Annotated in this window: 14 protein-coding genes; 9 read left to right on the top strand and 5 right to left on the bottom strand. The window is 72.2% G+C overall.

Features of this window, described 5'->3' with window-relative positions; all coding sequences use genetic code 11:
* The first annotated feature begins 15 nt into the window (after nt 1-15).
* The 3 genes from OH804_RS33325 (at nt 16) to OH804_RS33315 (ending at nt 3569) form a co-directional block, all read left to right on the top strand.
* A complete protein-coding gene (locus tag OH804_RS33325; protein ID WP_030490374.1) occupies nt 16-201 on the top strand; it encodes a DUF6104 family protein in 186 nt (61 codons plus the stop codon).
* A gap of 186 nt (nt 202-387) precedes the next feature.
* Nucleotides 388-2457, top strand: a complete 2070-nt coding sequence (pta, locus tag OH804_RS33320; RefSeq protein WP_406061616.1) for a phosphate acetyltransferase — start codon at nt 388-390, stop codon at nt 2455-2457.
* Entirely contained in the window at nt 2454-3569 is a 1116-nt protein-coding gene (locus OH804_RS33315) for an acetate/propionate family kinase (RefSeq protein WP_406061614.1), read from the top strand. The genes pta and OH804_RS33315 overlap by 4 nt, the downstream gene beginning before the upstream one ends.
* Before the next feature lie 94 nt (nt 3570-3663).
* On the opposite strand, the gene OH804_RS33310 is transcribed toward OH804_RS33315, so the two are convergent.
* Entirely contained in the window at nt 3664-3837 is a 174-nt protein-coding gene (locus OH804_RS33310; protein WP_196919583.1) for a hypothetical protein, read from the bottom strand.
* Nucleotides 3838-3994: 157 nt separating this feature from the next.
* On the opposite strand from OH804_RS33310, the gene OH804_RS33305 reads away from it, so the two are divergent.
* A complete protein-coding gene (locus OH804_RS33305; RefSeq protein WP_406061612.1) occupies nt 3995-4891 on the top strand; it encodes an alpha/beta hydrolase family protein in 897 nt (298 codons plus the stop codon).
* Between the two features lie 27 nt (nt 4892-4918).
* Nucleotides 4919-5464, top strand: coding sequence for a nucleotidyltransferase domain-containing protein (locus OH804_RS33300; protein WP_406061610.1), 546 nt, complete (start codon nt 4919-4921; stop codon nt 5462-5464).
* Here the strand turns inward: OH804_RS33300 and OH804_RS33295 are convergent.
* Nucleotides 5346-5807, bottom strand: coding sequence for a MerR family transcriptional regulator (locus OH804_RS33295; protein ID WP_406061608.1), 462 nt, complete (start codon nt 5805-5807; stop codon nt 5346-5348). The genes OH804_RS33300 and OH804_RS33295 overlap by 119 nt on opposite strands.
* A 90-nt stretch (nt 5808-5897) precedes the next feature.
* Between OH804_RS33295 and OH804_RS33290 the strand changes: the two genes are divergently transcribed.
* Nucleotides 5898-6947 carry an aldo/keto reductase gene (locus OH804_RS33290; RefSeq protein WP_196919586.1) on the top strand — a complete coding sequence of 350 codons (1050 nt, stop codon included), beginning with the start codon at nt 5898-5900 and terminating at the stop codon, nt 6945-6947.
* Between the two features lie 88 nt (nt 6948-7035).
* The gene (locus tag OH804_RS33285) at nt 7036-8001 is read left to right on the top strand and encodes an alpha/beta hydrolase family protein (protein WP_406061606.1); all 966 of its coding nucleotides are present in this window, start codon (nt 7036-7038) and stop codon (nt 7999-8001) included.
* Between the two features lie 109 nt (nt 8002-8110).
* Here the strand turns inward: OH804_RS33285 and OH804_RS33280 are convergent, their stop codons facing one another.
* The 3 genes from OH804_RS33280 to OH804_RS33270 all read right to left on the bottom strand — a co-directional run bounded on the left by OH804_RS33280 (nt 8111) and on the right by OH804_RS33270 (nt 10833).
* The gene (locus OH804_RS33280; RefSeq protein ID WP_196919588.1) at nt 8111-9073 is read right to left on the bottom strand and encodes a zinc-binding dehydrogenase; all 963 of its coding nucleotides are present in this window, start codon (nt 9071-9073) and stop codon (nt 8111-8113) included.
* 85 nt (nt 9074-9158) lie between these two features.
* Nucleotides 9159-10337, bottom strand: coding sequence for an NADP-dependent malic enzyme (locus tag OH804_RS33275; RefSeq protein ID WP_196919589.1), 1179 nt, complete (start codon nt 10335-10337; stop codon nt 9159-9161).
* A gap of 145 nt (nt 10338-10482) precedes the next feature.
* On the bottom strand, nt 10483-10833 hold the full coding sequence (locus OH804_RS33270) for a S24/S26 family peptidase (RefSeq protein ID WP_307788511.1): 351 nt from the start codon (nt 10831-10833) through the stop codon (nt 10483-10485).
* An 84-nt stretch (nt 10834-10917) separates the two neighbouring features.
* Between OH804_RS33270 and sodN the strand changes: the two genes are divergently transcribed.
* On the top strand, nt 10918-11322 hold the full coding sequence (gene sodN / locus OH804_RS33265) for a superoxide dismutase, Ni (protein WP_030490383.1): 405 nt from the start codon (nt 10918-10920) through the stop codon (nt 11320-11322).
* On the top strand, nt 11319-11894 hold the full coding sequence (locus tag OH804_RS33260; protein ID WP_406061603.1) for a GNAT family N-acetyltransferase: 576 nt from the start codon (nt 11319-11321) through the stop codon (nt 11892-11894). The genes sodN and OH804_RS33260 overlap by 4 nt, the downstream gene beginning before the upstream one ends.
* Nucleotides 11895-11903: the final 9 nt, after the last annotated feature.

Genomic DNA, 11903 nt, shown 5'->3' with positions numbered 1-11903 from the left:
CACGAGGACGTACCCATGTACTTCACCGACCGTGGCATCGAGGAGTTGGTCGAGCGCCGGGGCGAGGAGCAGGTGACCCTGGAGTGGCTCGGCGAGCGCCTGCGCGACTTCGTCGACCTCAACCCCGACTTCGAAACCCCCATCGAACGCCTGGCCACCTACCTGGCCCGCCTGGACGACCCCGACGACGAAGACGCCTAACCCCCACCCCCCACCCCCACGCGTTGATCATGAAGTTGGCCGCGCGTGTCGTCGGCGTTTCGAGCGCTAACTCCATGATCACCGGGGTGCAGGGGCGGGCCCGCGGGGGCGGAGGGTCCCAGGGGGTCGGGTTTGCAGGGTCGGAGGGCCCGGGTGGGGGGCCTTGCGATCTTCTAGGGTGGGTACGTGGCTCGCAGCGTGTATCTGACCAGTGTCGGTTCGGGCGGGGGCAAGTCGACGATCGCCCTCGGGTTGGCGGAGTTGCTGTCCCGCCAGGTCGGACGGATCGGCGTGTTCCGGCCGTTGGTGGCCGACAGCGGCCAGGACCCGATCCTCGCCCTGCTGAGCGAGCGTTACCGGGTCGAGGTGCCGCTGTCGGAGCTGGCCGGGGCGAGCTACGCCGAAGCCGCGGCGCTGGTCGCCGACGGCCGCCGGGAGCAGCTCATCTCCGCCATCGTCGAGCGCTACCGGGCGGTGGAGCGGCAGTGCCCGGCGGTGGTAGTGGTGGGCAGCGACTTCGACGACCCGGGCGATCCGGCCCGCCCCCGGGAGCTGGCCTTCAACGCCCGGCTGGCCACCGAGTTCGGCAGCGTGGTGGTGCCGGTGGTGGACGGCTTCGAGCAGGAGCCGACAGCGGTCGCGTCGGCCGTGCGGGGGGCGTACCACGATCTGGCCGACTTGGGCGCGACAGTGCTCGCGGTGATCGCCAACCGGGTGACCGAGCCGATGACGCTGCCCGACCTGCCGGTCCCCGCGTACGCCATCCCGGAGGTGCCGACCGTGTCGGCGCCGACGGTGGCCGAGGTGGCGGCGGCGCTCGACGCCACCCTGCTGGCCGGGGACGACGCCGCGCTCGGTCGCGACGTGCTGGACTTCGTGGTCGGCGCGGCGCACGTGCCGACCCTGCTGGGCCACCTCACCGAGGGCGCCCTGGTGATCACCCCTGGGGACCGGGCCGACCTGCTCGTCGCCGCGAGCGCCGCGCACGTGGCCGGGCAGGTGTCGGTGGCCGGGCTGGTGCTCACCCTCGGCGAGCAGCCCGACCCCCGGGTCATGCGGCTGGTGGAGGGGCTCAACACCGGGCTGGCGGTGCTCTCCGTGCGTCTCGACAGCTACGACACGGTCGCCGCGTCCAGTCGCATCGAGGGTCGGCCCAGCGCGGCCAATCCCCGCAAGGTGGAGGCCGCGCTCGGCGCGTTCGAGCGCTGTGTGGACACCGACGACCTGGCCCGTCGGCTGCGGGTCAGCCGGTCGGCGCGGGTCACCCCACTGATGTTCGAGAACGAGCTGATCGACCGGGCCCGCTCGAAACCCCGGCACCTGGTGTTGCCGGAGGGCAACGACGAGCGGATCCTGCGCGCGGCGGAGATCCTGCTGCGCCGTGGGGTGGCCGAGCTGACGGTGCTCGGTCGGCCGGACGACATCGCCCGCCGCACCCGGGAGCTGGGCATCGACCTTGGCGACGCGCACGTGGTCGACCCGGGCACCAGCGGGTGGCGCGACGACTTCGCCGCCGAGTACGCCCGGCTGCGCGCCCACCGTGGCGTCACCGCCGAGTTGGCGCACGACATCGTGGCGCAGCCCAACTACTTCGGCACCCTGATGGTGGCCACCGGCCGGGCCGACGGCATGGTCTCCGGCGCGACCCACACCACCGCCGCGACCATCCGGCCGGCGTTCGAGATCATCCGTACGCTGCCGGACGTCTCGGTAGCCTCCAGCGTCTTCTTCATGCTGCTCGCCGACCGGGTGCTGGTCTACGGCGACTGCGCGGTCAACCGCGACCCGGACGCGGCCCAGCTCGCCGACATCGCGATCTCGTCGGCCGACACCGCCGCCCGGTTCGGCATCGAACCCCGGGTGGCCATGCTGTCGTACTCCACCGGCAGCTCCGGCGCCGGCGCCGACGTGGAGAAGGTCGCCGCGGCCACCGCGCTGGTCCGGGAGCGCCGGCCCGACCTGCTGGTCGAGGGGCCCATCCAGTACGACGCGGCGATCGACCCGGCGGTGGCGGCGACGAAACTGCCCGACAGCCCGGTCGCCGGGCACGCCACGGTCTTCATCTTCCCGGACCTGAACACCGGCAACAACACGTACAAGGCGGTGCAGCGCTCCGCCGGGGCGGTCGCCGTCGGCCCGGTCATGCAGGGCCTGCGGCGGCCGGTGAACGACCTGTCGCGGGGCGCCACAGTGCCGGACATCGTCAACACGGTGGCGATCACCGCCATCCAGGCGGCCACCGAGGAGGCGTCGTGAGTCGGGTGCTGGTGCTCAACTGCGGGTCGTCGTCGGTGAAGTGGCGCCGCTACGACGGTGACCAGGCGCTGGACCACGGCACCGTCGAGCGGATCGGTGAGCCCGGCGGCGGCCCGGCGGACCACACCGAGGCGGTCCGGCAGATCCTGGACGGGCTGGACCTGACCGGGCTGGCCGCTGTCGGGCACCGGGTGGTGCACGGTGGCCGGACGTTCAGCGCGCCGGTGCTGGTCGACGACGCGGTGCTGGCCGCGATCAAGCGTCTCGTGCCGCTCGCCCCGCTGCACAACCCGGCCAACCTGGCCGGCATCGAGGTGGCCCGCGCGGCGCTGCCGGACGTCCCGCAGGTCGCCGTCTTCGACACCGCGTTCCACCACACCCTGCCGGAGGCCGCGGCGACGTACGCGATCGACCGGGACACCGCCGAGCGGTACGACATCCGCCGGTACGGCTTCCACGGCACCTCGCACGCGTACGTGTCCCGGCGCACCGCCGAACTGCTGGGCCGCCCGTACGAGCAGGTCAACACGATCACCCTGCACCTGGGCAACGGGGCCAGCGCCTGCGCGGTGGCGAACGGTCGCAGCGTCGCCACCTCGATGGGCATGTCCCCGCTGCAGGGACTGGTGATGGGCACCCGCAGCGGCGACGTGGACCCAACCGTGATCTTCCATCTGCGCCGGGAGGGCGGGCTGTCGGTGGATGACATCGACGACCTGCTCAACCACCGCAGTGGCCTGCTCGGGCTGACCGGAGTCAACGACATGCGCGAGGTGCTCGAACGCCGGGCGGCCGGTGACCCGGCGGCGGCGCTGGCCTTCGACGTGTACTGCCGGCGGATCACCGGCTACGTCGGGGCGTACTACGCGCTGCTCGGCCGGGTCGACGCGATCACCTTCACCGCCGGAGTCGGCGAGCACGCCGCGCCGGTGCGGGCCGCCGCGCTGGCCGGCCTGGGCCGGCTCGGCATCACAGTGGACGACGCCCGCAACGACGGCGAGGGCGACCGGTTGATCTCGCCCGACGGCGCCGAGGTGGGCGTCTGCGTCATCCGCACCGACGAGGAGCGGGAGATCGCCCGGCAGACCCGCGACGTGGTCGGGGCGGCCTGACCCCAGTGAGGCGCGCACCCCCGGGAGGCCCGAGGGTGCGCGCGAGTCGACAGCCAGGCGACTCGATCAGCCGGTCGCCAGCCAGGCGCCTCGATCAGCCGGTCGCCAGCCAGGCGACGAGTGCCACCAGCACCACGACGACCACTGCCGCACCGATGATGAGCGGCAGGCGGGACGGGGCCTCCGTCGACGCCGCAGCCTCCGGCGTCTGGTTGAAGGCGCGGAACGCCTCGGTGTTGCCGCTGGGGTCCGTGTAGTTCTCAGGCATGTCGGTGACCCTAGCGAAGCTGGTCACGCTGCACCGTCCCCGGCCCACGGCGTCCCAGGGGTGGACCCGCCCGGCGGAGCTGACCCGACCGGGTGGCGGGTGCACCCGAGCCGGACGGCGGGGCCGCTACGCCTGCCCGGGCACCTACCGTGGAACGATGGGGGCAGGCCGGCTGATGGCCGTACTGGTGACAGCGTTGCTGGCCGGCTGTGCGCCGGCCACGGCCGTCGCCGGCGGGGCCACCGGACCGGTGCCGGCGCGTCGGGCGCCCGAGGGGTCGTACGCCGTCGGCGTGCGTACGCTCACCCTCGATCCGCGCTCGGCGCGCCCCCTGCCGGTGACGATCTGGTACCCGACGTCGACCGGTCAGGTGGCGGCCGGGCGGTTCCCGGTGGTGGTCTACAGCCACGGGTTGGGCAGCCTGCCCGAGCTGCACGCCGGCCTGACCACCCGCTGGGCGGCGGCCGGTTTCGTGGTGGCCGCACCGGCGTACCCGCACACCCGGCAGGGTGCCGCGCACTTCACCCGGGCGGACGTACGCCACCAGCCGGCCGACGCGTGGCGACTGATCCGGCACCTGGGCGGCCTCGACCGGAGCCCTGTCGATCCCCTCGCAGGGCACCTCGACCTGACCTCGGTCGCCGCCGCCGGGCACTCGGCGGGCGGCTTCACCACCTCCGGCATGTTCAGCGAGGGCCACCCGGCCCGGTTGCGCGCCGGGATCGTGATCGCCGGCGGCGGGCTGCCGGGCAGCTTCGCCGGGCCGGCCGCGCCGGTGCTCTTCGTGCACGGCACGGCCGACCCGGTGGTGCCGGTGACTGTCGGCCGGGCCGCCTACGCGCGTACCCCCGGGCCGGCCGTGTTCCTCAGCCTGCTCGGCCAGGACCACGGCGCGTACCTCACGCCGGGCCACCCGGGCTTCGCCCCGGTGCTCGCCACCACCACCGATTTCCTGCGCTGGACCCTCTACGGCGACCGGGCCGCCGGTTCCCGCCTCCCCGCCGACGCCCACTCCCCCACCCTGACCAGTTACGAGTCCCGCCCGGCCCACTGACCCGGCCGACGCCGGTACGGTCTTCCGGTGGACGAGCTTGCGCGGCAGCAGTTGGCGAGCATCGCCGAGGTGGTCGCGGTGGCCGGGGCGGGCGGCATCCCGGTGTGGCTGCGCGGCGGCTGGGCGATGGACTTCCAGCTCGGCGTGGTGACCCGCCCGCACCTCGACGTCGACTGGTACTGCTGGCGCGACGACGCCTACCGGCTGGCCGACCTGCTGCTGGCCCGGGGCTGGCTTCCCGACCCACGGATGCCGGTGGAGTCGCAGCTCGACCTTTTCACTGCCGACGTGGAGGTCAGCTTCGCGTACCTGGGTCGGGATGCCGCCGGCCGGCCGGCGGTCGGTGCCGGGTCCTGGGCCGGCACCACGCTGCCTGCCGGGATGCTGGACGCCCCACCCGGCCGGATCGGTCCACTCACCGCGCCGACCATCTCGGTGGCGGCCCAGATCGAGTTCAAGCAGATGTACCCGGTCTGGATGCCGGAACGTCCCCGCCGCCCGAAGGACGCCGACGACCTGGCCCGGCTGCGCGCCGGTCCTGCTCAAGCAGATCCTCGTAGACCCCGACCTTGAAGGTGATCAGGTCCAGGCACTGGGTGAGCCGGCCGAGTTGGCTGGTGACCTGCTCGTGGTGCTCGCGCAGCAGCGCGAGTCGTTCCTCCTCGTTGCCGGCGCCTTCCCGGACCAGGTCGGCGTATCGGCGGAGCGCGGGAAGCGGCATGCCGGAGGCGCGAAGGATGATGCAGACGCCCAGCCAGTCCACGTCGTCCTCGGTGTAGCTGCGCCGCCCGCCAGGCCCACGGCGTACCGAGCTGACGAAGACGCCCTGCTGCTCGTAGAAGCGGAGCGCGTGCACGCTCAAGCCGGTGCGTTCGGCGACCTGACCGATGCTCAAAGTCGCTGTGACCTCAGCCATGACGAGCAGGATACCGAGGGTTGACCTAGAGCCGACTCTAGCTCCTAGGGTGCGCGGTGATCGCTACAGAAACAGCCAAGGAGCATCGACATGCGCTATCGCACCCTCGGCGGCACCGGCATCGAGGTGAGCACCCACTGTCTCGGGACCATGATGTTCGGTGCCGTCGGCAACCCCGACCACGACGACTGCGTCCGCATCATCCACACCGCCCTCGACCAGGGCATCAACTTCGTTGACACCGCCGACATGTACGGCCAGGGCGAGTCGGAGGAGATCGTGGGCAAGGCGCTGCGGGGACGCCGGGACGACGTCGTCCTGGCCACCAAGGTGCACTTCCCGATGGGCGAGGGCCCCAACCAGGGTGGCAACTCGCGGCGGTGGATCCTCAAGGCGGTCGAGGGGAGCCTCCGGCGGTTGAACACCGACTGGATCGACCTCTACCAGATCCACCGTCCCGACCCCTCTACCGACATCGAGGAGACCCTCTCGGTGCTCACCGACCTCGTCCGCGACGGGAAGATCCGCGCCTTCGGCTGCTCGACCTTCCCGGCCGAGGAGATCGTCGAGGCGCACCAGGTCTCTGAGCGTCGCGGCCTCGGACGCCTGCGCACCGAGCAGCCGCCGTACTCGATCCTGGCCCGCGGGGTCGAGGCCTCGACCCTGCCGGTCTGCCAGCGCTACGGCATGGGAGTGCTGGTCTGGAGCCCGCTCGCCTTCGGGTTTCTCAGCGGCAAGTACCGCAGGGACCAGCCCGTCGACCTGTCGACCGGGCGTGCCGCCCTGCGGCCGGCGCAGTTCGACCCCACGATCGCCGAGAACGCCGCCAAGCTCGACGCCGTCGAGCAGCTCGTCGACCTCGCCGCCAGCATCGGCTGCACGCTTCCGCAACTCGCCATCGCCTTCACAGTGGCTCACCCGGCCGTCACCTCGGCGATCATCGGACCGCGAACCATGCCGCAGTTGGAGGACCTGCTCAAGGGCGCCACGCTCACCCTGGACGACGCGACCCTCGACCGGATCGACGAGATCGTTCCGCCCGGAACGAACCGGTACAACCCCAATGCCGCCTTCCCTCTGCGCGCACTGACCGACACCTCACGACGGCGACGCCCGCTCGCCGAACGTGCCGCGGCCTGAAGCCGAGCGCGCAGCGCTGGGTGAGTCGACGGGCACACCGCGTCGAAGTCCACCGGGCACGTCAGCGGGGCAAGGCACAATCGGATTCATGCCACGTCGCGTCACCCCCGCCCTGCTGGCCAGCGCCGTGCTCATCGCCGGTCTGGTCGGCTGCTCGGCGGACGCCAGGAAGACCGAGGGCCAGCAGGCGCCCGTCGAACCACCACCCGCCGCCACGCCGACACCGCAGGTCCCCGCCGGAAAGGCCCCGCAACGCGCCTTCGCGGTCGGCGTACGCCAGCTGAAGCTGAACCGGGACGGCCGCGCACTGCCCACGACGCTCTGGTACCCGGCGGCCGGGCAGTCCGGCGGCGCGGCCAAGCGGTCGGCGACGGCGGCGGAGGGCCGGTTCCCGGTGGTGATGTTCAGTCACGGCCTGGGTGGGCGGCCGGACGACTACGGCACACTGCTGACCCGCTGGGCGGCGGCGGGGTTCGTGGTGGCCGCGCCGGCGTTCCCGCACACCTCCCGGGGCGCTGACAACAACGTCCTCGACGTGCTGAACCAGCCCGCCGATGTGTCGTACGCGTTGGATCAGGTGTTGGCGCTGGACGGCAAGGCCGGCGACGCGTTGCGCGGCCGGTTGGACGGCGAGCGGGTGGCCGCGGCCGGGCACTCGGCGGGCGGGGTGACCACCATCGGCCTGTTCACCGCGAGCCGGGACGAGCGGCTGGACGCGGGTGTGGTGTTCGCCGGCACGGCGCTCGGCGTGGGCACCGCGTTCGCCGGCGCGGCCGCGCCGCAGCTGTTCGTGCACGGCGAGTTGGACGAGGTGGTCGAGTACGCGGCGGGCAAGGCCGCGTACGACAAGGTGCCCTGGCCGAAGGCCATGCTGAGCCTGCCCAAGGGCGACCACGGGCGGGCGCTGCTCGGCGACGGTGCGACGCTGCGGGTCGTCTCGGACACCTCTGTCGAGTTCCTGCGCTGGTCGCTCTACGGCGACGCCGACGCCAAGAAGCGCATCTCCACCGACGCGACACGCGGCGACATCGCCACCTTCGACGACCACCTCTGACGTCCGCCCGGCCGATCACGGTGAAGATCCCCGCAGCATCAGGGATGTTGCTGCCTCAGCGCGACCGGAGGCAGCAACATCCCTGATGTCGCGCGGATGAAGGCAGGTGTCAGGCGGTGTGGTCGATGACGACCTTGCCGAAGGCGTCGCCGGAGTGCAGTCGGGCGAAGGCGTCCTCGACCCGGCTGAACGGGACGACGCTGTCCACCACCGGGCGCACCTCGTTGTCGGAGCAGAACGCCAGCAGCTCGTACAGCTCGCCGGGGGTGCCCATCGAGGTACCCAGGATCTCCAGCTGCATCGCGAAGACCCGGCGCAGGTTGACCGACGGCTCGTGCCCGGCGGTAGCGCCGGAGACCACGATCCGGGCCATGGGCGCGGCCGACTTCAGGGAGTGGTCGAAGGTGGCCGCGCCGACCGTCTCGATCACCACGTCGACCCGTTCCGGCAGCCGGGCACCGGGCTCCACCGCGATGGCGCCGAGGGCCGAGATCCGGTCCCGCTTGACGGCGTCGCGGCTGGTCGCGTACACCCGCTTGCCCATCGCGACGGCGAGCGCGACGGCCGCGGTGGCAACGCCACCGCCCGCGCCCTGCACCAGCACGCTGTCGGCGTCCGCGACGCGGCCCTTGGTGGTCAGCATCCGCCACGCGGTCAGCCAGGCCGTGGGCAGGCACGCCGCGTCGGTCGCCGCCATGCCGTCGGGCAGCGGGATCAGGTTCGATCGGGGTACGGCCACCCGCTCGGCGAGCGTCCCGGAGAAGTGCTCGGAGAGGATGGAAACCCCGCGCGGGTCATTCGGTGTGACGACCACCGGGTACACGACCACCGGGCGCCCCTCCGGGTCCAGCCCCACCGCGTCGCAGCCGAGGATCATCGGCAGCTGGGCCTCGGTGAGACCCACCCCGCGCAGTGACCAGAGGTCGTGGTGGTTGAGCGAGGTGGCCCGTAACTGCACGGTCACCCAGTCGTCGGCCGGAGGGGTCGGCTCGGGCCGCTCGCCGACGGTGAGCGCGGCGAGCGGGTCGGCGTCGTCGAAACGGGAGGCAAAGGCAGCACGCATGATCGGCACGGTAACAAGCTGAGCACTCGTTAAGAAGCCGTGCCGCACAGGCCGGCGGCGCATGCTGCGCCGGAGCGCCCGGCCCGTGCGTGCGCTAGCGGCGGGCGACGCCGTCGCGGCGGGCGGCTTCGGCGACCGCCTCGGCCACGGCCGGCGCGACACGCGGGTCGAGCGGGGACGGGACGATCGCGTCGGCGGTCAGGGAATCCGCCACCACCCCGGCGATGGCGTCCGCGGCGGCGACCTTCATCGCCTCGGTGATCCGGGTGGCACCGGCGTCCAGCGCGCCACGGAACACCCCGGGGAAGGCCAGCACGTTGTTGATCTGGTTGGGGTAGTCGCTGCGGCCGGTGGCGACGACCGCGACGTGCCGGGCGGCCACCTCGGGGTGCACCTCGGGGGTCGGGTTCGCCAGCGCGAACACGATTCCGCCGGGCGCCATCCCGGCCACCGCCGACTCGGGGATCTGCCCGCCGGAGACCCCGACCAGCACGTCCGCGTCGCGCAGCGCCTCGGTGATGTCGCCGTGCCGGCCGTCGGCGTTGGTGCTCGCCGCCAGCTCGGCCTTGGTGCCGGTCAGCTCGGTGCGGTGCCGGCCGATGATCCCCTTGGAGTCGCAGACCACCACCTGGTCGGGGTTGACGCCCCCGGCGATCAGCATCTTCGTCACGGCCACGCCGGCCGCGCCCGCGCCGCTCACCGCCACCCGCAGGTCACCGAGCTTGCGGTCGAGCAACGTCGCGGCGTTGCGCAGCGCGGCGAGCACCACGATGGCGGTGCCGTGCTGGTCGTCATGGAAGACCGGGATGTCCAGCGCCTCGTCGAGCCGACGCTCGATCTCGAAGCAGCGCGGCGCGCTGATGTCCTCCAGGTTGATCCCACCGAACGAGGGGGCCAGCGCCCGCACCACCGCGACGATCTCGTCCACGTCCTGGGTGTCCAGGCACACCGGCACCGCGTCCACCCCGGCGAACTGCTTGAACAGCACCGCCTTGCCCTCCATCACCGGCAGCGCGGCCCGGGGGCCGATGTTGCCCAGCCCGAGCACCGCCGAGCCGTCGGTGACCACCGCGACCGTGTGCGACACCCAGGTGTAGTCGTCCACCAGGGCGGGGTCGGCGGCGATCGCCTCACACACCCGGGCCACCCCCGGGGTGTACGCCAGGGAGAGGTCCTCCCGGCTGGTGAGTGGCACTGTCGAGGTGACGGCCATCTTGCCGCCCCGGTGCAGTAGGAAGACGGGATCAGCGGGGTCCACGGTGGACGAAGGCATGGTGGTGACTCCAGGATCTGTCGAGCAGATGTGAGGCGGCCTGCCCCGCCGCGAGGTGGGCGGCGAGCGGTGGCACGCGGTGCGGGGGGTCACCCGGGCACTTTCCGAGCATAGTGTCGACACCACCCCTCGGATGTGAGCAGGGTCATAACTGACGACGAGGCATCCGTCCGGGGCGCGGCCAGTAGCGGGCCACCACCCGCCCGCGTACGTCGGCCACCCCGTACGCCCGGGAGTCGTCGGTGATCAGGTCGTTGTCGCCACGCAGCCACCAGCCGCCGTCCTGCGGCCGGACCGCACGCTTCACCACCAGCAGATCGGGCCGGGTCCGGAAGACCGCGACCACCACGTCGCCGGCTCGGATCGGGCGGCCACCGGGGCGCACCAGCACCGCGTCGCCGTGCCGCAGCGTCGGGGCCATGGACGGGCCCGTGACCAGAACGGCGGCCAGTGGCCTCCGCAACCGGGGCACCTCAGCCGGGTGATCGGCAGCCACTGGTTTCACCTCCACCCGGTTCGGGGAGCATTCCCAGGAGTAATGTCGCCTTTGATCATCGCAAACTTCCCATGGAGGATCCTGATGCGACTTCCGCGCATCCTTGCGCCCCGCGTCACCGCGAGCGCTCACTGCGACCTGCCGTGCGGTGTCTACGACCCGGCTCAGGCCCGGATCGAGGCCGAGTCGGTCAAAATGATCTGCGAGAAGTACCAGTCGAACACCGACCCGGAGTTCCGCACCCGGGCCGTCATCATCAAGGAGCAGCGCGCCGAGCTGGTCAAGCACCACCTCTGGGTGCTCTGGACCGACTACTTCAAGCCGCCGCACTTCGAGAAGTACCCGAACCTGCACAGCCTGTTCAACGAGGCCACCAAGCTCGCCGGCGCCGGTGGCGTCAAGGGCAGCCTCGACCCGGCCACCGCCGACAAGCTGCTCGCGAAGATCGACGAGATCTCGAAGATCTTCTGGGAGACCAAGAAGGCGTGACCTCACCGGTCATCCCGACGATCCGGCCGGCACGTCCCGAGGACGTGCCGGCCGTCGTCGCCATGGTGCACGAGCTGGCCGAGTACGAACGTGCCCCCGAGCAGTGCCATCTCACCGCCGAGCAGCTGACCTCGGCTCTGTTCGCGACCGCTCCAGGTCGCGGCGTGGCGTCAGACGCGCCGAGCTGGAGCGGTCGGACGACTGCTCCGGCGCTCTTCGGTCATGTCGCGGTGGACGAGCACGACGAGCCGGTCGGCTTCGCGCTGTGGTTCCTCAACTTCTCCACCTGGGCCGGCGTGCACGGCATCTACCTGGAGGACCTGTACGTCCGGCCGGCCGCCCGGGGCACCGGTGCCGGTCGACTGCTGCTCGCCACGCTGGCCGACATCTGCGTACGACGCGGCTACCGGCGGCTGGAGTGGAGCATGATCGACTGGAACCCGGCCGCCGGCTTCTACGCCTCGATCGGGGCCGAGCAGCTGAGCGAATGGGTTTCCTATCGGCTCAGCGGCGACGCGCTCCGCGAGTTGGCCGACCACGCCACCACCGCCGGCACGCGTCCGGGCGACTGACCGGGTAGA

The organism is Micromonospora sp. NBC_00860, from assembly GCF_045207375.1.
GTDB classification, from domain to species: Bacteria; Actinomycetota; Actinomycetes; order Mycobacteriales; family Micromonosporaceae; genus Micromonospora; species Micromonospora vinacea.
This window is presented reverse-complemented; position numbering and strand designations above follow the sequence as displayed.

Coding starts and splice junctions, on each gene's coding strand:
- OH804_RS33325 (WP_030490374.1), top strand. CDS start 16: ATGTACTTCACCGACCGTGGCATCGAGGAGTTGGTCGAGCGCCGGGGC.
- OH804_RS33310 (WP_196919583.1), bottom strand. CDS start 3,837: ATGCCTGAGAACTACACGGACCCCAGCGGCAACACCGAGGCGTTCCGC.
- OH804_RS33305 (WP_406061612.1), top strand. CDS start 3,995: ATGGGGGCAGGCCGGCTGATGGCCGTACTGGTGACAGCGTTGCTGGCC.
- OH804_RS33295 (WP_406061608.1), bottom strand. CDS start 5,807: ATGGCTGAGGTCACAGCGACTTTGAGCATCGGTCAGGTCGCCGAACGC.
- OH804_RS33290 (WP_196919586.1), top strand. CDS start 5,898: ATGCGCTATCGCACCCTCGGCGGCACCGGCATCGAGGTGAGCACCCAC.
- OH804_RS33285 (WP_406061606.1), top strand. CDS start 7,036: ATGCCACGTCGCGTCACCCCCGCCCTGCTGGCCAGCGCCGTGCTCATC.
- OH804_RS33275 (WP_196919589.1), bottom strand. CDS start 10,337: ATGCCTTCGTCCACCGTGGACCCCGCTGATCCCGTCTTCCTACTGCAC.
- sodN (WP_030490383.1), top strand. CDS start 10,918: ATGCGACTTCCGCGCATCCTTGCGCCCCGCGTCACCGCGAGCGCTCAC.